At 53.5% G+C, this 20,098-nt stretch carries 16 protein-coding genes; 1 reads left to right on the top strand and 15 read right to left on the bottom strand.

Annotated features, from left to right (window positions below; genetic code table 11):
* Window positions 1–20 precede the first annotated feature (20 nt).
* From menF to AC0Z7K_RS10725, 3 genes are all read right to left on the bottom strand, one after another.
* On the bottom strand, window positions 21–1,358 hold the full coding sequence (menF, locus tag AC0Z7K_RS10735; RefSeq protein ID WP_485614362.1) for an isochorismate synthase MenF: 1,338 nt from the start codon (window positions 1,356–1,358) through the stop codon (window positions 21–23).
* A 260-nt stretch (window positions 1,359–1,618) separates the two neighbouring features.
* A complete protein-coding gene (locus AC0Z7K_RS10730; protein WP_112166932.1) occupies window positions 1,619–1,927 on the bottom strand; it encodes a DUF883 family protein in 309 nt (102 codons plus the stop codon).
* A gap of 103 nt (window positions 1,928–2,030) precedes the next feature.
* On the bottom strand, window positions 2,031–2,546 hold the full coding sequence (locus tag AC0Z7K_RS10725; protein WP_413529306.1) for a DUF1097 domain-containing protein: 516 nt from the start codon (window positions 2,544–2,546) through the stop codon (window positions 2,031–2,033).
* A gap of 402 nt (window positions 2,547–2,948) precedes the next feature.
* On the opposite strand from AC0Z7K_RS10725, the gene AC0Z7K_RS10720 reads away from it, so the two are divergent.
* A complete protein-coding gene (locus AC0Z7K_RS10720) occupies window positions 2,949–5,339 on the top strand; it encodes a putative mucin/carbohydrate-binding domain-containing protein (RefSeq protein WP_485614360.1) in 2,391 nt (796 codons plus the stop codon).
* A gap of 75 nt (window positions 5,340–5,414) precedes the next feature.
* On the opposite strand, the gene nuoN is transcribed toward AC0Z7K_RS10720, so the two are convergent.
* From nuoN to AC0Z7K_RS10660, 12 genes are all read right to left on the bottom strand, one after another.
* Window positions 5,415–6,875 (bottom strand): NADH-quinone oxidoreductase subunit NuoN, encoded by a 1,461-nt coding sequence (gene nuoN, locus AC0Z7K_RS10715; protein ID WP_413529304.1) that lies wholly within the window; start codon window positions 6,873–6,875, stop codon window positions 5,415–5,417.
* Window positions 6,876–6,881: 6 nt separating this feature from the next.
* Window positions 6,882–8,411 carry an NADH-quinone oxidoreductase subunit M gene (gene nuoM / locus AC0Z7K_RS10710; protein WP_413529303.1) on the bottom strand — a complete coding sequence of 510 codons (1,530 nt, stop codon included), beginning with the start codon at window positions 8,409–8,411 and terminating at the stop codon, window positions 6,882–6,884.
* Between the two features lie 96 nt (window positions 8,412–8,507).
* Window positions 8,508–10,355, bottom strand: a complete 1,848-nt coding sequence (gene nuoL / locus AC0Z7K_RS10705; protein WP_413529302.1) for an NADH-quinone oxidoreductase subunit L — start codon at window positions 10,353–10,355, stop codon at window positions 8,508–8,510.
* Entirely contained in the window at window positions 10,352–10,654 is a 303-nt protein-coding gene (nuoK, locus tag AC0Z7K_RS10700; protein WP_004936014.1) for an NADH-quinone oxidoreductase subunit NuoK, read from the bottom strand. The genes nuoL and nuoK overlap by 4 nt, the downstream gene beginning before the upstream one ends.
* Window positions 10,651–11,208 (bottom strand): NADH-quinone oxidoreductase subunit J, encoded by a 558-nt coding sequence (gene nuoJ, locus AC0Z7K_RS10695; protein ID WP_112166925.1) that lies wholly within the window; start codon window positions 11,206–11,208, stop codon window positions 10,651–10,653. Before nuoJ ends, nuoK begins: the two co-directional genes overlap by 4 nt.
* A gap of 12 nt (window positions 11,209–11,220) precedes the next feature.
* A complete protein-coding gene (nuoI, locus tag AC0Z7K_RS10690) occupies window positions 11,221–11,763 on the bottom strand; it encodes an NADH-quinone oxidoreductase subunit NuoI (protein WP_413529301.1) in 543 nt (180 codons plus the stop codon).
* A 14-nt stretch (window positions 11,764–11,777) separates the two neighbouring features.
* Window positions 11,778–12,755, bottom strand: a complete 978-nt coding sequence (gene nuoH / locus AC0Z7K_RS10685; protein WP_485614344.1) for an NADH-quinone oxidoreductase subunit NuoH — start codon at window positions 12,753–12,755, stop codon at window positions 11,778–11,780.
* Window positions 12,752–15,478: an NADH-quinone oxidoreductase subunit NuoG gene (nuoG, locus tag AC0Z7K_RS10680; protein WP_485614343.1), complete on the bottom strand. Its 2,727-nt coding sequence runs from the start codon at window positions 15,476–15,478 to the stop codon at window positions 12,752–12,754. The genes nuoH and nuoG overlap by 4 nt, the downstream gene beginning before the upstream one ends.
* Window positions 15,479–15,621: 143 nt before the next feature.
* Window positions 15,622–16,992, bottom strand: a complete 1,371-nt coding sequence (nuoF, locus tag AC0Z7K_RS10675; protein WP_112166919.1) for an NADH-quinone oxidoreductase subunit NuoF — start codon at window positions 16,990–16,992, stop codon at window positions 15,622–15,624.
* Entirely contained in the window at window positions 16,989–17,525 is a 537-nt protein-coding gene (nuoE, locus tag AC0Z7K_RS10670) for an NADH-quinone oxidoreductase subunit NuoE (RefSeq protein WP_244207705.1), read from the bottom strand. The genes nuoF and nuoE overlap by 4 nt, the downstream gene beginning before the upstream one ends.
* A gap of 2 nt (window positions 17,526–17,527) precedes the next feature.
* On the bottom strand, window positions 17,528–19,339 hold the full coding sequence (nuoC, locus tag AC0Z7K_RS10665) for an NADH-quinone oxidoreductase subunit C/D (protein ID WP_485614545.1): 1,812 nt from the start codon (window positions 19,337–19,339) through the stop codon (window positions 17,528–17,530).
* Window positions 19,340–19,407: 68 nt separating this feature from the next.
* On the bottom strand, window positions 19,408–20,082 hold the full coding sequence (locus AC0Z7K_RS10660) for a NuoB/complex I 20 kDa subunit family protein (protein WP_112166915.1): 675 nt from the start codon (window positions 20,080–20,082) through the stop codon (window positions 19,408–19,410).
* Between the last annotated feature and the right edge of the window lie 16 nt (window positions 20,083–20,098).

Raw genomic sequence — 20,098 nt, 5'->3', positions numbered from 1 at the left:
ATGACTCTCCCGGCAACGGATTATCCGGCCTGAACGACAGGCGTGTAGTGTTCTTCCAGCAAAGTCCGCAATCCTGCGGCTTTATTTTCGATCTCCTGCCATTCCTGTGCAGCATCAGAACCGGCGACAATACCTGCGCCCGCGAAGAGTTCCAAATGATGTCCTTTCACCGCAGCCGATCGCAGCGCGACGGTGAACTCACTTTGTTCAGTGCTCAGATATCCGGCGGAACCGGCGTACCACTGACGGTCAAAAGGTTCGTACTCGGCGATAAATTTACGCGCCGCCTGACGCGGTAATCCGGCCACGGCGGCGGTGGGTTGCAGACGTTGCAGGCATCCTGCATCGTCTGCGCCGGTCAGTTCACCGTGGATGCTACGGCGCAGATGCTGCACTTTGCGCAAACGCAGGATTTCTGCGGGCATCACATCCAGAGAATGCGCCCCGCCCTGCAAACGCTGGCAGATATCATCGACCACCAGCAGGTTTTCGCGCTGATTTTTTCCGTCGCTGAGCAGCCATTCGCCGAGTTCATGGGCTTTCTGATTATCAGAATGATTAGCTACCGTGCCCGCCAGCGCTTCGGTAAAAAGCTCAGTGTGATCGCGCAGGAAAAGACGTTCCGGACTGGAACCAAGGAACGCCTGTTGCGGCGTGAACGCCAGCATAAAATGATAACAGTGGTGATTCACTGCGCGGCTTGCGGCGAGGAATGCACAGGCATTCAGCGGCTGACTAAGCGTTAACGTGGTTTTGCGTGCCAGCACGACTTTGTCGAAGGTCTGCTGTTTGATACTTCTCAGTGCGCGGGTAATCAGCTGATTCCACTGCGGCTCGGCGGGTAAATGCTGGTGCTGAACGACGCGGGAGGTGATCGGCGGTAACGCACGACTGGCGACAAGCGAACGCAGGAACCGTCGCGTGCGGCGCGCTTCTTCATGCAGCGAAACCGCGGCAAACAGCGTGCAGCGTAGCCAGTAAGTATTGCCAAGACGGCAAAGTTCGATGCGCGGCAAAAACAGCGCATTAGCCGGGACGTCAGAAGAGTCAGCACCGTTGAAGGCATTGAGCCCCCAGATGTGCAAATCGGGAATGTCCTGATGCTGGCGAATAAATTCCTGAGCCTGCTGCATATCGCCGAAAGAACAGGCATCGCCGCAGACAGCGGCTTCTTCATGGCCGTCGCGCTGCTGCCAGTAGAATTTCGGGTAACAGGGTTGCGCCGACAACCATTCAAGCAGACCCGCGTCAGGCTGTTTTTGCAGGGAATAACTGAGCTGCCGGACACCCGGCGCGTCAGGCCATTCGCCTGCGAGCGCTGTATCAAGCTGGTCAATGATTGCTGATATTTGTTTCACCGCTACCTCGGGCCATACCGGATGTTTTGTGACGGGCAGAAAAACCCTTCTGGATCAAAAAACGGGTTGGATCAATTACGAATGAATTATGCGGCGTTACGAAAAATGAAAATATGCGACAGATCAAGCTGTAGTGAGTGCAGTCAGATAGGAAGGAGTATAGGAGGAGAAAAAAGGATTATCCAAGCGGGAAAAAACTTAAAAATAAGGGCAGCTATGCGCTGCCCTGCGATACGTTATTTATAAGGTGCTATCAGTGTTTAGCGACGCAGCAACAGGCCGACAACTAAACCTACCGCAGCGCCGACACCCACGCCATGCCACGGGTTTTCACGTACATAGCTGTCGGTTTGCTCGGCAACGTCACGGGCTTTGCGGCAGTATGAACGGGCTTTCGGATCAAGACGGGATTTGATGTCTTTCAGCGCGTCTTCTGCGCGGGTCTTGATTTCAACGTATTTATCGTCAGCTTTATCACCGGAAGATTTCAGCACTTCTTCCAGTGTTTCAGTCAGCATGCGTAAATCGTCGTCTAACGAATTCTGCTGTGCTTCAAATTGGTCAGCCATGGTTATCTCCTTATGATGTGATCGTTCACTTGCCTTTAACCCTAGCGCAGATCCGGATGAAATGCCTGTGAGATATCACATAAACTTCCGTAAAAACGGGGTTTTAAGAACCTTCCGAGCCTTTTGGTTGATCCATTGCATGAAGATTTTTCGCGTCTGACAGCTGCTTTTCGCGCTGTTTCGCCAGCCATAATCCGCTGTTTTTCATCGCGTATCCGAAAACCAATCCAACCAGTAACGATACGACAACTAAACGCCAGTCGCCCTGTGCCGCAAAAGTCGCGCAGGCACCTATAAACGTACCCGGCACAAAGGCCAGCCATTGCTGGCGCGCCTGAATACACATCAGGAACGCCACGATGCCGGTCAGCATATAACCCAGAATGCTCCACTCGGGGCGAATGGCGCTGCCCGCGATGATGACGACAGCCCAAAACACGCCGCTCATGCAGGTCAGCGTACTGATCGCCAGTCCGCGCAGGCCACCCTGAGGGCAGGCGAAATATGCCGTGCAGCCGAGGAAACCCGCCCAGCCGATCAGGCCAAGGCTGATTGCCACCCAACCCCAGATACCGGAGAGGATCCCGGTGGTGATCGCTATCATCACTAAAACATTCATGGTTTAAAACCTGCGCAAATTGGGACAAGCGCGCAGTTTACTCATTGATGGGAAGAATGGAATGGGCTGGATCACAAATTCAATGTAATTTCGCACTTAACATACATAAAAATGTGACATTCATCACATAAACCCTAACGCAGATATCCGGCTGTTTGAAAGAACATGCCGTGTTGCGATCCTCCTAAAAAGTACTAAATCATGAACATCTATTTTATTAATCATGTTTTTTATCCTTACGTTCTTATTTATGAGGATTATTAGACGTTATTATTTTCTGACACGTGAATACATTCTTATAGTAGTTATGTGGTTAATTGAAAACGCACCCGCCAGACTGAATGACTGGAAATTCCAGTCCCTTAATAAAATTCAAATAATAACTCCCACGGAGTCACAATCATGAGTACTATTTCACGAACAAAGACACTTTATACCTTGCAAGACCCTACCTGGATAAAAAATTCGGGAACCGATAAAGGAATAAATCACGACAGGCAGCATCTGGGACTTATCCTCGCCGCAGGTCAGGTTCTTACCATCAAACAAACTAACCCCAATTTCAAGGGATCACTGACGCTCTGGTTGTTAAACTCAGACAATCAGACAGAAAAATCCTTTAGCATAACCAGTACTGCGGCGAACATCAGTTTTACCACGACTAGCGTCCCGTTTATCACCACACCGTATTCAACCATAGCGCCGGTTATTGAATATAGTTTCCCAAATACTTCAAAGCCTCTGCCTGTATATAACGAGTGTGATGATGAACTTCCATTTTTCCAATTATGGGATTCTCATGATGCTGAGTTTGCGCTGATATATTCTCAGTTCATTCAAATTCTGGTACCGAAAGTTGATAAAGAAAAAATGAGAAATACCGGAATAACGGGGAATCTCAACGGCGTTATTGGTAATTATAATCAGATCTTCGAATTCTATAATTCATTACTGGGCGTGGGTTTTGATTCAGACGTTGCTACCGATAAAAATATTCCCAACCGTTACTTCGGTAAAGCCGATTTACACGGTTGGGGCGCGGCTTACTACGGCTCCGACTGGACGGCTCAAACCAGCTCCAGCATTGCGAGTTTCTGGCTCGCTAAGATTGAAGATAACTGGGGATGCTTACACGAAATCGCACACGGGTATGAAGGCAAATTTATGTCCGATCCAGTGATTTCAACGTCTGAGGTCTGGAACAATATTTTTGCGGCCACTTTCCAATACAAGATACTGGGTGACCAGATCTATAAGAAAGGCTGGTTGTATAACTACGGTAAGGAAAGCGCAGTACTCGCCCAAATTCAAAATAACCTGAAAGACAATGTGCCGGTTAACAGTTGGGATTTGCGCTCCAAACTGTTCTTTTTGATGCAGTTGAAAGACAGTGCCAGCGATGCGGCTTTCACGCATTTCTACCAGAACTATCGTGTCATCAGTAATCAGACATGTTTTGCTGTCGCCGATTATCAACTGCTGGAGTTGCTCTCTGATAGCTACATTAAGATTGCTGGCGTGGATGTCACGCCTTATGTTTATCGCGCAGGTGCCACGATGCGCGATACTCAGCGGGAAATTAATCTTTTCAGTGAAAGTAAACCCGTCTATCCGCTAACAGAATTGGTCAGCGAAAGTCAGGCAACAGCGTTGAAAACCAGCCTGAATTTGCACAACACTCTGTCATTGGTAACGGGGGCACAACTGGCTTCCACGTCGTTAAAGAGCGATCTGACGATCACATTAAATATTGATGACGCGGCACAGATCAGCGGCGAGAAGGTATTAATCACACAAGATGATGTCAGTCATCCGCTTAAAACGATTGAAATCAGCGGCACGACCTTAACCCTTTCACAGCTACCGGTCGGCGTGTATAAAATCCAACTGCCAACGGGCAAAAGTACCAAGTACAAAATCGATGATTACTATGCGGTCGTAAAAGAAGGCGGAAACACGCAGACTATCAACTACGTCGAAAAACTCAGTTCGCCGTTAATTAATCAGTCCTTTAATTTTCTGGGTTTAGGTGATGACTTTTTCTGCTCACTTAAAGTGGATCACTCCACACACAAGATCATCGTAGATGTCACCAACTCAGCACCACATTCCTATTTTCCCGGCACGGCTTACGCGAAAATCGAAATCTATGATGTGCAGGGAAATATTGTGTTTAACCGCACAATGAATGGTGATAAGACCAGCATATCGCACGATGAGATTCCTTTTGAAACCAGCTACCGCATCGCTATTTTCCATCAGGAAACGTCGACCCGTCTGAAACTGGCACCGGCCGCTGCCGGCGTGATCAATACCAAATCAACGAGCAATACTTTTGTAATAACATCTGCAGGTCTGGTAAACGAAGCATTACAAAACGATCCCTTTATTCCGCTGCTTACGGCTATCAGCAATCAAGCCGATAAGATCCGCGCGATCCCATCAATGCTGGCAGCAGAATATGCCTCTTCTAAAGACGATATTTATACTGCCATCTCGCTATTCGCCAGCCCGCAAAAAGAACAACTGTTGGAAACGTACCAGGATGTGATCTCGACACATAACAGCCTGCATGCCGATCCGGATGTTTTGACCGATGGTTTTACACTCAACCTCCAGGCCAGACCCGACGGCGAACAATTCAGCTATGAGGCCACTCTGAAGACCGGCGGATGTGAAGCCGTAGTCAGTAAAACCCTCTATCCGGCGGATAACGTTTCACCGTCATTGCAAATCACCATCGCCGACCAAAATGGCAAAGCGCTGTTTAAGTATGTGCATAAAAATGGGTGATATGTTGTTTTGAAAGCAGTTTGCATCAATAAAAAAAGCCGCTCATCTGAGCGGCCTTTCATGCTGCAACAACCATCAGAGCATCGGTTGTGCCATTTGCACCAGCGTAATCAGCGGTTGCGGGAAGATACCCAGCAACAACACCAAAATCGCGGAAATCAGTACAACGACGCCGCCTGCCGTTAACGCCCAGTTATTCGGGGTGTCACGTACCAGCGTTTCCGGCGCACTGAGATACAGGCTGACGGTCACGCGCAGGTAGTAGTAAAGACCAATCGCCGACCCCACGACTACTGCACCGGTCAGCCACCACAGATGCGCGGTCACACCGGTCGCAATCACGTAGAACTTACCGATAAAGCCAAGGGTCATCGGGATACCGGCCAGTGATAACATCATCACGGTCATTACCGCAGACAGAATCGGCTTGTGCCAGAACAGACCACGGTAGGAGAACAGTGATTCTGCATCCGGGCCTTTATACGGACTGGACATCAGACTGACTACACCGAAGGCACCGAGGCTGCTGAACAGATAACCGGCCAGATACACACCGACGGTTTCCATCGACAGCTGATGGGTTTGCACCGCAATCAGCGCCACCAGCAAATAGCCGAGGTGTGCGATAGAGGAATAACCGAGCAGGCGTTTAATGTTGCTCTGGCTGATCGCCATGATGTTACCGACCAGAATCGAGCAGAAGGCAATAATGCCCAACACGATGCGAATCGCTTCGCTATCGGCCACCGGTGCGTACAGGAATAAACGCATGACCACGGCAAAGATAGCAATCTTGCTGGCGGTTGCCAGGAAAGTTGATACCGGTGCAGGTGCGCCCTGATACACATCTGGTGTCCACAGGTGGAAAGGAACCAGCGACAGTTTAAAGCCCAGACCCACGATCATCATACCCAAACCGGCCAACAGCAGCGGCTGGTGTAGCATCACGCCATCGGCCAGGTTTCTACCCAGCGCCGCGAAGGACAAATCACCAGACTGTGCGTACAGCAGTGCCATACCGAACAGCAGGAAAGATGACGCCGCAGCGGAAAGCAGCATGTATTTAATGGCGGCTTCCAGCGAGCGTTTCTGGCGGTAGGCGTAACCGATAAGGCCAAACAATGGCAGGGAAATCAGTTCGATTCCGAGGAACATTGATGCCAGATGGTTAGAGCATGCCAGCAGAATGCCGCCCATGGCTGCGATGAGCACTAACAGATAGAACTCTTCGCGATTGTCCGGATATCCGGCCAGCCAAGGGTAAGCAAACGTGCTGGTTGCCAGACTCGCCAGCAATACCAGCCCGATGTAAAACATCGAGTAACCGTCAATACGCAGCAGCGGCGTGACGTCCTGCGGCCCGACCTGCCCGACGTAGTACAGGGAAAGTAAGGCAACGTTCAGCCCGATGACTGTCAGTGTGGCATTAAGAAAATGGTCGCGTCGCCACGCAATGGACAGCATCACCACCACCACCGTCAATCCGACGATCATCAGCGGTAATAGTGCGATCAGATTTTGAAGTGTAAATGTCATGGCGAGTTACGGCCTTGTCGTTGAAATAGTGGAAACTGATGACCCGAACCAGTGCTGAATGTTGCTCATCGCGGCACTTGAAGTATCGAGGATAGGCTGCGGGTAGAAGCCCAGCGCCACCAGCAATACCACCAGTAACAGAATGATCGACAATTCGCGTGCGGTCATGCCTGGCAGCGGCTGGTCAGACTTCGCTTTACCGTAGTAAGCGCGCTGCATCATCACCAGGGAATACACCGAGGCAAATACCAGACCGAAGGTCGAGATGACAGCGATCACCGGTACAACCGGGAAGCTGCCAAACAGGATCATGATTTCACCCACAAAGTTACCGGTACCCGGCATCCCTAAGGTCGCCACGGCAAAGAACAGTGACAACGCTGGCAGGTATTTTATGCGTCCCCACAGTCCACCCATCTGGCGCATATCACGGGTATGCAGACGCTCGTAGAGCTGACCACAGATGATGAACATACCGGCTGCGGACAGACCGTGTGCAATCATCTGAATCACTGCGCCCTGGTACGCCAACTGGCTGCCGGTGTAGATAGCAATCAGCACGAAGCCCATGTGCGAGACAGAGGTATAAGCGATCAGACGTTTGATATCGGTCTGTGCGAAGGCCATCCACGCGCCGTAGAAGATACCAATCACACCCAGCCACATAGCAATCGGTGCGAATTCATGCGAAGCGTTCGGGAACAGCGGCAGACAGAATCGCAACATCCCGTAAGCAGCGGTTTTCAGCAAGATCCCCGCTAAGTCAACGGAACCGGCGGTTGGCGCCTGACTGTGCGCATCTGGCAACCAGCCATGCAACGGTACCACCGGCATTTTCACCGCAAAGGCGATGAAGAAGCCCAGCATCAGCAGATATTCAACATTACGCGACATCGGCGTTTTCAAAAGATCAGCGTAGTTGAATGTCCAGATACCGGTCGCGTTATAGTGCACAAACACCAGACCCAGGATTGCAATCAGCATCACCAGACCGCTGGACTGCGTGTAGATGAAGAACTTGGTTGCTGCGCTGATACGCGTTTTACCGTCTGACGCTTTGTGGCCCCACAGAGCAATCAGGAAGTACATCGGCACCAACATCATTTCCCAGAAGAAGAAAAACAGGAACAAGTCGATGGCGAGGAACACGCCGATAACACCGCCGAGGATCCACAGCAGGTTCAGGTGGAAGAAACCCTGATACTTCTGGATTTCACGCCATGAACAGAGGATCGCCAGTACACCGAGCAAACCGGTCAGTACAACCATCAGCAGGGACAAACCGTCCAGCGCCAGATGGAAGCTGATACCAAAACGAGGGATCCACGGCACCGAGAACTCGGATTGCCACTGTGGAATGCCCGCAGGTGATGTTAATGAGTATCCTCCCTGCAACCACAATTGCACGGAAAGAGCCAGCGTCAGCCCCATCGCAATTAACGCGATCCAGCGCGGTACTTTGCTCCCAAAGCGCTCAGTCTGCCAGCACAGCAGCCCGCCGATAAAGGGGATAAATATTAGCCAAGGTAATAGCATGGCGTGTCGTTCCCTTCTTTTATGCCCGTAGGCTATTTCACTTGCCGGCCGTCAGACAGACAAACCGGCATTGATAATGACACCCGTAAGACAGGCTTAAATCACCAGCAGCAGTGCAAGGACTACCACTGCACCCAGCCCCATCGATGCGACGTACCAGCGAACCATACCGTTTTCGCTGAGGGTCAGACCGCGGTTACCCAGACGGGTAAAGATCGCAGGCAGATTCATCATCGAGTTCAGCGGGTCACGCTGCAGGAGTTTCGCGATAGCCAGATAAGGTTTCACGAAAATCATGTCGTACAGCCAGTCGAAGCCCCAGGCATGGAACCACCAGGTCGTGAAGAAACGGCCCGGCGCGCTTTTCGCGATGCTATTGACCAGCGAGCGTTTACCCAGATACAGGGCTGCCGCCAGCAGAATACCGGCAATCGCAATCACACCTGACGTGATTTCCAGGGTCAGCACGCTGCCATGCGCCAGCTCAGTGGTTTCCGGCAGTACGCCTTGCAACGGCGGAACAATCATGGCGCCAATGAAGGTGGACAGAACCAGTAACACCAGCAGCGGCAGGTGGTGAGTGATGCCTTTCCCCGCATGGGCTTTGATTTTTTCTTCGCCATGGAACACGATGAAAATCATGCGGAAGGTGTACAGCGAGGTCATAAATGCACCGACCAGACCGGCAACCATCAGATTGAGATGACCGTTAGCCAGCGCACCGGCGAGGATTTCATCTTTACTGAAGAAGCCCGCGGTGATGATTGGCAAGGCAGACAACGCTGCGCCGCCGACCAGGAAGCAGACGTACACCAGCGGAATGGATTTACGCAATCCACCCATCTTGAAGATGTTCTGTTCGTGGTGGCAGGCCAAAATGACCGAGCCGGAAGAAAGGAACAACAGTGCTTTAAAGAACGCGTGCGTCATCAGGTGGAAGATTGCGGCATCCCACGCCTGAACGCCCAACGCCAGGAACATGTAACCAATCTGGCTCATGGTCGAGTAAGCAAGTACGCGTTTGATATCGGTTTGCACCAGTGCGGCGAAGCCCGCGAGTACCAGGGTGACCGCACCGATAATGCCCACCAGATGCAGTACTTCAGGCGCCATCAGGAACAGGCCGTGCGTACGTGCAATCAGATAAACACCGGCGGTCACCATGGTCGCGGCGTGGATCAGCGCGGAAACCGGTGTCGGACCGGCCATGGCGTCTGCCAGCCAGGTCTGCAACGGCAGCTGTGCGGATTTACCCACTGCGCCACCCAGTAGCATCAGGGTTGCCCAGGTAATTGCCGTATCGCCAACCGCCAGTTTCTGCGGTGCCAGCACCATCAGTTCACGAATGTTCAGCGTACCCAGCTCGCGGTACAGGATGAACAATGCGAAGGCCAGGAACACGTCACCCACGCGGGTCACGATGAATGCTTTCATCGCTGCCGCGCCATTGGCCGGATTGGTGTAGTAGAAACCGATCAGCAGATAGCTGCACAGGCCCACGCCTTCCCAACCGAGATACATCAGCAGTAAGTTGTCTGCCAGTACCAGAATCACCATACTGGCGATAAACAGGTTGGTGTAAGCGAAGAAGCGTGAGTAGCCCTCTTCACCGCGCATGTACCAGGAAGCGAACATGTGGATGAAGAAGCCGACGCCGGTCACCACGGAGAGCATGGTCATCGACAAACCGTCGAGGGTCAGCGTTGCGGAGATATTGAAATCCCCGACCTGCATCCAGTTCCACAACGTCTGATTGAAGACTTCAACGCCTGCCGCTTTACTGCTGAGGAAGTTGATGCCCACATACACAGTGGTCAGTGCTGCCAGACCAATCGAACCCACGCCAACCGTAGCCGACGTATTTTCAGACCAGCGACCGCGTGAGAAGGCCAGTAACAAGAAGCCAATCAGCGGGAACAGAATAGTTAAATAGAGTAAGTTCATCCGCGCATCTCACTGACAGTATCAATATTCAGGGTGTGGCGACGGCGATACAGTTGCAGCAGCAACGCCAGACCAATACTGGCCTCCGCCGCAGCCAGGCTAATTGCCAGGATGTACATCACCTGACCGTCTGCCTGACCCCAATAGCTTCCTGCCACAATGAACGCCAGCGCCGCCGCATTGATCATCACTTCCAGACTGATCAGCATAAACAGCAGATTACGACGAACAAGCAGTCCGGTCAGACCCAACACAAAGAGGATCGCGGCCAGGATCAGGCCATGTTGTAGAGGGATCATGCTCTCTCCTCCGTTTTTCTTTTCGCCATTTCCGTCGTGGCCGGTGCGTCACCAAAGACTTCACCCGCTTTATGTTCACGACCAATGTGGAACGCTACGACCAGACCGGCCAGCAGCAGCATTGACGCCAGTTCAACCGCCAGAACGTAAGGACCAAACAGCGCGATACCGACCGCTTTCGCGTCAACCATGTCGCCTTTGATACCGTGGTCGTGCAGACCTACGATAGAGGCGATCATCACGCCCAGCAGCACCACGGCCAGAATCGATGGCCCGATCCAGGTCGAAGGCTGTAGCCATGCGCGCTCCTGTTCCTGGACGTTGCCAAGGTTCAGCATCATCACCACGAACACAAACAACACCATGATGGCCCCGGCGTAGACGATGATCTCCAGCGCACCGGCGAAATATGCGCCGAGCGAGAAGAACACCGCCGCAATCGCCAGCAAAGAGACGATCAGATACAGCAGTGCATGTACCGGGTTGGTGTGCGTGATAACACGCAATGTCGCCAACACGGCCACCAGGGCTGCAATATAAAATGCAAATTCCATGCTTGCGGCTCCTTAGGGCAACAGACCTTTGACGTTGATCGGTTTGGCTTCGTTTTCCGCATCGCCTTTCGGCTTGCCGTCAACGGCCATACCGGACATCCGGTAGAAGTTATATTCCGGATACTTACCCGGTCCAGAGATCAACAAATCTTCTTTTTCGTACACCAGATCCTGGCGCTTGAATTCACCCATTTCGAAGTCCGGCGTCAGCTGAATTGCTGTTGTCGGGCAAGCTTCTTCACACAGACCGCAGAAAATGCAGCGTGAAAAGTTGATGCGGAAGAATTCCGGATACCAGCGGCCGTCTTTATGCTCTGCTTTTTGCAGAGAAATACAGCCTACCGGACAGGCTACCGCACACAGGTTACAGGCAACGCAGCGCTCTTCACCGTCGGGGTCGCGCGTCAGCACGATACGACCACGGTAACGCGGAGGTGGATTGACCGGTACTTCCGGGTACATCTGGGTTTCGCGCTTGGCGAAGGCATGCATGCCTATCATCCACAAGCTACGAACCTGGGTCCCGAACCCGACCACTAAGTCTTTCAATGTCATGGTTTCATCACCCCTTATTGCGCGTTGTACAAGATGACCGCAGCGGTCGCCAGCAGATTAAGTAACGTCAGTGGCAGGCAAACTTTCCAGCCAAATGACATTACCTGGTCGTAGCGGGGACGCGGTAAAGCAGCACGGATCAAAATGAACATCACCATGAAGAACGCCGTTTTCAGCGCAAACCAGATAACCGGGTAAAGGAACGGCCCCTGCCAGCCACCGAAGAACAAGGTGACGATAAGCGCAGAGACGGTCACGATACCGATGTATTCCCCCACGAAGAACAAACCAAATTTCATACCGGAATATTCAATGTGGTAACCATCGGCCAATTCCTGCTCGGCTTCCGGCTGGTCAAACGGGTGACGGTGACAGACGGCCACGCCGGCAATCGCAAAGGTCACGAAGCCGAAGAATTGTGGAATGATATTCCACATGTGCGCCTGAGAGATGACGATCTCTTGCAGGTTGAAAGAACCTGCCTGTGCCACGACCCCCATCAGCGACAGGCCGAGGAACACTTCGTAGCTCAGCGTCTGGGCGGATGCACGCATCGCACCCAGTAACGAGTATTTGTTGTTACTGGACCAGCCTGCGAACAACACGGCATAGACGGTCAGACCGGCCATCATCAGGAAGAACAAAATACCGATGTTCAGATCTGCGGCGAACCAGGTCGGGCTGACCGGAACGATCGCAAAGGAGATCAGCAGGGACGTAAACGCAATCATCGGAGCCAGCGTAAAGATGGCTTTGTCGGTGAATTTAGGTACCCAGTCTTCCTTGAAAAACATCTTGATCATGTCGGCAACCAGCTGCAGGGATCCGCCCCAGCCGACACGGTTTGGTCCGTAACGGTTCTGGAACAGACCGAGCAGGCGGCGCTCGCCGAAGCTCATGAAGGCCCCGCAGGTCACTACGACCAGCAGGATCACGATGGCTTTCAGGATAGCGATCAGTGAATCGATCACGACAGGTGTAAACCAGCTCATTGTGCTGCCTCCCGCAGATTTTCAACCGTAGTGCCTACCAGAATCGGTGGAATGCCCGGCAGACCCAGCGGCAGGCCAAGCTGGCCCTGGTTCAGGTTTTCACTCAGACGCACCGGCAGTTTCAGCAGCTGACCGGCGCAGGTGAATTCCACCTGAGAACCGGCGTTCACGCCTAACTGAGCGGCATCGGCCGGGTTAACCATCACATAAGGTGCTGGCATACGTTGCTGAATGACAGCAGAACGCTGCGTCATCTCTTCACTGCCGAACAGATGGTAGTAAGGCGCGATACGCCAGTTCCCTTCGGTCGCGGTGAAGACAGCAGGGATCGTGGTGAAGTAGTCGAGGCTACCCTCCCCTGCTTCGATAAGACGCACACCCGGATCGCCGTGGCGAAGGCTGCCCCCAACTTCGCTCTGGAATTTGTTCCAGGCTTGCGGTGAGTTCCAGCCTGGCGCCCAGGCGAATGGCACCTGATTGCGGTTGGCCGTCGGGCTATTGTTCCCTTCCATCGAGAAGGCAAACATAGTGTCTTTGTCCTGCGGCTGACGCGGTTCGTGAACGCTGATGTTCGCGCGCATCGCCGTACGTCCACTGGAACGGTTTGGAGAACGCGCCAGTTTCTGTCCACGAATGCGGAAGCTGGCGTTTGGCGCTGCTTCAACCATGCCTTTCAACTGCGGCAGTGCCTCGACGCAGGCTTCGATCACATGATCAAGCTGCGTCCAGTCCACGTGACGACTGTTGACGGTAGAATGCAGTGAGTGCATCCAGCGCCAGCTTTCCAGCATCGCGACGGTGGTGTCGTAGTAAGCCGGATCGTAAACCTGGAAGAAGCGCTGAGCGCGGCCTTCCTGATTCACCAGCGTGCCGTCACTTTCGGCGAAACTCGCCGCTGGCAGGATCAGGGTAGCTTTATCCATAATGCGCGTGCGCTGATGGTCAACAACCAAAAGGTTCTGCACATTGGCCAGCGCAGCATCGACTTTCGCTTCAGGCGCCTGACGGTAAAGATCGTTTTCCATCACGATGGCGCTGTCTGCGTCGCCGCGGGTCAGCAATTCAAGTGCTTCATCCAGCGATCCGCCGCCGATCATCGACAGACCGATGCTGTTGGCGGCCGAAGCCACAAAAGTGATGCCGACATTGCTGCCTGCCACTTTCAGTGCTTTGGCGATGTTGGCCGCCGCTTCAATGATAGCGTCAGAACCGGCGTTTGAACCGGTGATGATCAGTGGCTTGCGCGCACCGGTCAGTGCCTGCACGATCACATCGATTTTCTTGTTCAGGCCATCAGCCAGATCGCTGACCGCTGGCGCTGAATTATCCAGCGCGTGGGCGATAGCGAAGCCGAAACGGGCCTGCTCATCGACCGGCGCACGGTAATTGTAAGCCGCGATGTCGTCGAGTTTGGTGTTGTCTACGTTGGTGATAAACAGCGGGTGTTTAGCATGCTGACCGATGTTTTGCACCGCGGCGATTTGCCAGTCAGCCACACGCTGGGCTGCGGCCATCGCGCGCGCTTTACCTTTCACTGCCTGACGAACAGACAGCGCGATACGAGCGCCGGTCTGGGTCAAGTCTTCGCCCAGTACCAACACCGCATCGTACTCTTCGATTTCACGCAGCGCAGGTGTGTGAACACCGCTGTTGCGCAATACATTGAGCATCAGTTGCAGACGGCCTTGCTCTGCGGCGTTGATCCCGGTGTAGAAGTTTTCGGCTCCCACCAGTTCGCGCAGTGCAAAGTTGCTTTCAAGGCTGGCACGCGGAGAACCTATACCGATGGTTTTCTTCGCCTGACGGAGAATGTCTGCCGCGCCCTGCATCGCCTGTTCGGCGTTCAGTTCGATCCAGTCGTTGCCACGCAGCTGCAATGGCTTCTTAGGACGATCTTTCAGGTTGACGTAGCCATAACCGAAACGACCACGGTCGCAAAGGAAGTAGTGGTTTACGGTACCGTTGTAACGATTTTCGATACGACGCAGTTCGCCATAACGCTCGCCCGGGCTGGTGTTACAGCCAACGGAACATTGCTGACAGATGCTTGGCGCAAACTGCATGTCCCATTTACGGTTATAGCGTTCGGAGTGGGTCTTATCAGTAAACACGCCGGTAGGGCAGACTTCTACCAGATTACCGGAGAACTCGCTTTCCAGCGGGCCATCTTCCGGGCGACCGAAGTAGACGTTGTCGTGCGCGCCATACACACCCAGATCGGTGCCGTCCGCGTAATCCTTGTAATAACGGACACAACGGTAGCAGGCGATGCAGCGGTTCATTTCGTGAGAGATGAACGGGCCGAGATCCTGGTTGTTATGGGTGCGCTTAGTGAAGCGATAACGGCGCATACTGTGGCCGGTCATCACTGTCATATCCTGCAGATGACAGTTACCGCCTTCCTCACACACCGGGCAGTCATGCGGATGGTTGGTCATCAGCCATTCCACAACGCTCTCACGAAACTCTTTCGCTTCGCCGTCGTCGATGGAGATGAAGGTGCCATCGGACGCGGGTGTCATACATGACATCACCAGACGACCGCGCGTGTCTTCCGCGTTTTGGTATTGCTTAACCGCACATTGGCGGCAAGCGCCGACGCTTCCCAGCGCCGGATGCCAGCAAAAATAAGGAATATCGAGGCCAAGAGAGAGGCAAGCCTGCAACAGGTTGTCCGCTCCATCTACATCGTATTCTTTGCCGTCTACATGAATCGTAGCCATAGTCAGCATGCTTCCACGTGGCCCACCTGACGGCGGGCGTTAATCAAAAATTCTTGCCGGGTTGGCGTCTATCAATCGACAGCGCGTCCCTTGTTTTGGGATTTCGCGCACAGCGGGCTCACGTCCGCTGCTTGTTGCCTTCACTACCAACGCTGTTTCAGCAGGTTGTTTGGCTGAATACCGCCAATCGCCCGCGCGTTGCTGTAATGCTGTTTGGCGATGCCCGCCTCGAACTCTTCCCGGAAATATTTAATCGCACTCTGCAATGGCTCCACAGCACCCGGCGCGTGTGCGCAGAAGGTTTTGCCCGGACCCAGTTGGCGGCAAAGCTGTTCGAGAGTTTCGATATCTCCCGGCTGGCCTTCACCACGCTCCAGCGCGCGCAGGATCTTCACACTCCACGGCAAACCATCGCGGCACGGCGTACACCAGCCACAAGATTCGCGGGCGAAGAACTCTTCCAGGTTACGTACCAGCGGCACCATGCCTATCTCATGATCGACAGCCATCGCCAGCGCAGTACCGAGACGACTACCGGCTTTGCCGATACTGGCGAAATCCATTGGCAGATCCAGATGGTCGGCGGTCAGGAAGTCTGTCCCTGCGCCGCCCGGTTGCCAGGCTTTGAATTTCAGGCCATCGCGCATACCGCCGGCATAGTCTTCAAGAATTTCACGTGCAGTGGTCCCGAAAGGCAGTTCCCAAACGCCCGGATTTTTCACCCGGCCAGAGAAGCCCATCAGCTTTGTACCGGCATCTTCGCTTTTGCCCGCTGACATGCCTTTGTACCAGTCCACGCCGTGCTCCAGAATGGCAGGCACGTTGCACAGGGTTTCGACGTTGTTCACACAGGTCGGTTTCCCCCACGCACCGGCAGAGGCCGGGAACGGTGGTTTGGAACGCGGGTTAGCGCGGCGGCCTTCCAGTGAGTTGATCAGCGCAGTTTCTTCACCGCAGATATAACGACCCGCACCGGTATGGACGATCAGTTCGAAGTCAAAACCAGTACCGAGAATATTTTTACCCAGCAGACCTGCTTCCGTGGCTTCTGCAATCGCGCGACGCAGATTCACAGCAGCTTCGATGTATTCGCCACGCAGGAAGATGTAGCCACGGTAAGATTTCAGCGCGAACGCGGAAATCAGCATGCCTTCCACCAGCAGGTGCGGCATTTGCTCCATCAGCATGCGGTCTTTGTAAGTACCGGGTTCCATCTCATCGGCGTTACAAAGCAGATAGCGGATGTTCATGCTTTCGTCTTTTGGCATCAGGCTCCACTTCAGACCGGTGGAGAAACCTGCGCCGCCGCGCCCTTTCAGGCCTGCGTCTTTTACCAGATTGACGATCTCGTCCTGCGCCATGCTTTTGAGCGCCTTTTCTGCGCCGACGTAACCGTTTTTACTGCGGTATTCGTCGAGCCAGACCGGCTGCTCATCGTCACGCATACGCCATGTCAGCGGATGCATTTCCGGCGTGCGTTCAATGTGTCTTGGCGTATAACCGTTGATTGTCATACATAGCGCTCCAGTAGCTGGCCGATAGCTTCTGGTGTCAGGCGGCTGTGCGTGTCCTCGTCGATCATCATCGACGGGCCTTTGTCACAGTTGCCAAGGCAACAGGTCGGCAACAGAGTGAAACGTCCGTCTTCAGTCGTTTCGCCCGGCTTGATGTGCAACTGTTGTTCCAGAGCGGCCTGGATCCCCTGATAACCGGTGATGTGGCACACCACGCTGTCACAGTAACGGATCACATGGCGACCCACCGGCTGGCGGAAAATCTGGCTGTAAAACGTTGCCACACCTTCTACGTCGCTTGCAGGAATGCCCAGAACATCGGAGATCGCGTAGATAGCGCCGTCAGGCACCCAGCCACGCGCTTTTTGCACGATCTTCAACGCTTCGATAGAGGCCGCACGGGCATCTTCGTAGTGATGTTTCTCGTGTTCAATCGCTTCGCGTTCGGCATCACTCAGCTCAAACACCGGAGTAACCACCGGCTCGCTGATGTTGATGTACTGAACGCCTGAATCTTTATTGATATCTGTCATCGTTAGCGGTCCACATCTGACATTACAAAATCGATACTGCCCAGGTACACGATCAGGTCGGATACCAGGCTGCCACGGATTACGGACGGGATCTGCTGCAAATGCGGGAAGCTTGGCGTACGGACGCGCGTGCGGTAGCTCATGGTGCTGCCGTCACTGGTCAGGTAGTAGCTGTTGATCCCTTTGGTCGCTTCAACCATCTGGAAAGATTCTTGCGCAGGCATGATCGGACCCCACGACACTTGCAGGAAGTGAGTGATCAGAGTTTCGATATGTTGCAGCGTACGCTCTTTCGGTGGCGGCGTGGTCAGCGGGTGATCCGCCTTGAACGGGCCTTCTGGCATGTTTTTGTAGCACTGTTCCAGAATGCGTAGGCTCTGACGAAGTTCTTCCACTTTCAGCATCACGCGGGAATAGCAGTCACTGACGCCATCGCCGACCGGTACTTCAAAGTCGAAGTTTTCGTAACCTGAATACGGACGCCATTTGCGCACGTCAAAGTCAATCCCGGTCGCACGCAGGCCAGCACCGGTGGTGCCCCATGCCAGCGCATCATCGGCGTTGTATGCTGCTACGCCTTTGGAACGACCAATCAGAATGGTGTTTTTCAGCGCAGCCTTGACGTAGGAGTCCAAACGGGCTGGCATCCAGTCGAGGAACTCACGCAGCAGACGATCCCAGCCTTTCGGCAGGTCGTGTGCAACGCCACCAATACGGAACCAGGCCGGGTGCATACGGAAACCGGTGATCGCTTCCACCAGATCGTAAATTTTCTGACGATCGGTAAAGGCGAAGAACACTGGCGTCATCGCGCCCACGTCCTGAATAAACGTCGAGATGTACAGCAGGTGGCTGTTGATACGGAAAAGTTCAGACAGCATCACGCGGATGGTGTTAACGCGATCCGGCACGACGATACCAGCCAGTTTTTCGACAGCCAGCACGTAAGGCATTTCGTTAACACAACCGCCGAGGTATTCGATACGGTCAGTGTACGGAATGTAGCTGTGCCATGACTGGCGCTCGCCCATCTTTTCAGCACCACGGTGGTGGTAACCGACGTCCGGTACACAGTCGACAATTTCTTCGCCATCAAGCTGCAGGATAATGCGGAACGCACCGTGCGCAGACGGGTGGTTAGGTCCGAGGTTGAGGAACATGAAGTCCTCGTTTTCGGTGCCGCGCTTCATACCCCAGTCTTCCGGCTTGAAGGTCAGCGCTTCCATCTCGAGTTCTTCTTTTTGCTTAGTCAGCTCATAAGGATCGAACTCGGTGGCCCGTGCCGGGTAGTCTTTACGCAACGGGTGCCCTTCCCACGTCTGCGGCATCATGATGCGCGTCAGGTGCGGGTGGCCATCGAAGGTAATACCAAACATTTCCCAGGTTTCGCGCTCGTACCAGTTAGCATTCGGGAATACTTTGGTCAGGGTCGGAACGTGGAGATCGTTTTCAGCCAATGCCACCTTGAGCATGATGTCACGGTTACGCTCAACGGAGATCAGATGGTAGAAAACGGAAAAATCCGCGGCCGGTAAACCGTCGCGGTGGGTACGTAAACGCTCATCAACGCCATGCAGGTCGAACAGCATGACGTAAGGTTTTGGCTGTTTTCGTAAAAAGGTAATCGCTTCCAGGATCTGTTCACGCTTGAACCACACCACGGGAATTCCGGTGCGGGTCGGCTGAACAGTAAAGGCCTCGGGCCCAAAACGGTTACGCAACTCGCCGATCACCGGATCATCAAGATGATCACGGGTATGCCATGCTGGCAGGACGGTATTTTGCGTCGTCAAATCTGTCATATTTTTTTTCACCACACTAAATGGTCATTTATGCCGTAAGGGGTTCACCACCCCTCAGGGTTGACTCTCAGACCGCAGTGTTAAATCTCGTCCGGCGAACGCAGATTTGTCACGGCTATGCGTTCAGCACGTTTACGCTCTTTTTCAGACTGCATATTCGCGCGGTAAACACCCTGGTCGCCGACGACCCATGACAATGGGCGGCGTTCTTTACCGATAGATTCCTGCAGCAGCAATAGTGCCTGCATGTAAGCCTCAGGACGCGGCGGGCACCCCGGGATATACACATCGACAGGCAGGAACTTATCCACGCCCTGCACCACGGAATAAATATCGTACATGCCGCCTGAGTTCGCACAGGCGCCCATCGAAATCACCCATTTCGGTTCGAGCATCTGGTCATACAAACGTTGGATCACCGGGGCCATCTTGGTGAAGCAGGTACCCGCCACCACCATGAAATCGGCCTGACGCGGAGATGCACGCAGAACTTCCGCACCAAAACGCGCAACGTCATGCACCGCAGTGAATGACGTCACCATTTCGACATAGCAGCAGGAAAGGCCGAAGTTGTAAGGCCAGAGGGAGTTTTTGCGTCCCCAGTTCACCATGCCGTGCAGTGATTCTTGAAGGTTTCCCATGAAAACGCTGCGCTTAACCTGCTCCTGAAGAGGATCGCCGACGACCTCCTGATTCTGCAGGGGATAACGGTCGTTCTCACCGTCCGGGTCTACGCGGGTGAGCGTATATTCCATCTTATTGCCTCGCTAT

This window comes from Rahnella sp. 1L-D-7-B-C2 (genome assembly GCF_057290995.1).
Note: the sequence above shows the minus strand (reverse complement) of the source record. Positions and strands in the feature narration are given on the sequence as shown.

Bases quoted from the DNA above. Each gene is read 5' to 3' on its own strand.
- AC0Z7K_RS10730 (WP_112166932.1), bottom strand. From the start codon at position 1,927: ATGGCTGACCAATTTGAAGCACAGCAGAATTCGTTAGACGACGATTTA.
- AC0Z7K_RS10725 (WP_413529306.1), bottom strand. From the start codon at position 2,546: ATGAATGTTTTAGTGATGATAGCGATCACCACCGGGATCCTCTCCGGT.
- AC0Z7K_RS10720 (WP_485614360.1), top strand. From the start codon at position 2,949: ATGAGTACTATTTCACGAACAAAGACACTTTATACCTTGCAAGACCCT.
- nuoN (WP_413529304.1), bottom strand. From the start codon at position 6,875: ATGACATTTACACTTCAAAATCTGATCGCACTATTACCGCTGATGATC.
- nuoM (WP_413529303.1), bottom strand. From the start codon at position 8,411: ATGCTATTACCTTGGCTAATATTTATCCCCTTTATCGGCGGGCTGCTG.
- nuoL (WP_413529302.1), bottom strand. From the start codon at position 10,355: ATGAACTTACTCTATTTAACTATTCTGTTCCCGCTGATTGGCTTCTTG.
- nuoK (WP_004936014.1), bottom strand. From the start codon at position 10,654: ATGATCCCTCTACAACATGGCCTGATCCTGGCCGCGATCCTCTTTGTG.
- nuoJ (WP_112166925.1), bottom strand. From the start codon at position 11,208: ATGGAATTTGCATTTTATATTGCAGCCCTGGTGGCCGTGTTGGCGACA.
- nuoI (WP_413529301.1), bottom strand. From the start codon at position 11,763: ATGACATTGAAAGACTTAGTGGTCGGGTTCGGGACCCAGGTTCGTAGC.
- nuoH (WP_485614344.1), bottom strand. From the start codon at position 12,755: ATGAGCTGGTTTACACCTGTCGTGATCGATTCACTGATCGCTATCCTG.
- nuoG (WP_485614343.1), bottom strand. From the start codon at position 15,478: ATGGCTACGATTCATGTAGACGGCAAAGAATACGATGTAGATGGAGCG.
- nuoF (WP_112166919.1), bottom strand. From the start codon at position 16,992: ATGACAATCAACGGTTATACGCCAAGACACATTGAACGCACGCCGGAA.
- nuoE (WP_244207705.1), bottom strand. From the start codon at position 17,525: ATGACAGATATCAATAAAGATTCAGGCGTTCAGTACATCAACATCAGC.
- AC0Z7K_RS10660 (WP_112166915.1), bottom strand. From the start codon at position 20,082: ATGGAATATACGCTCACCCGCGTAGACCCGGACGGTGAGAACGACCGT.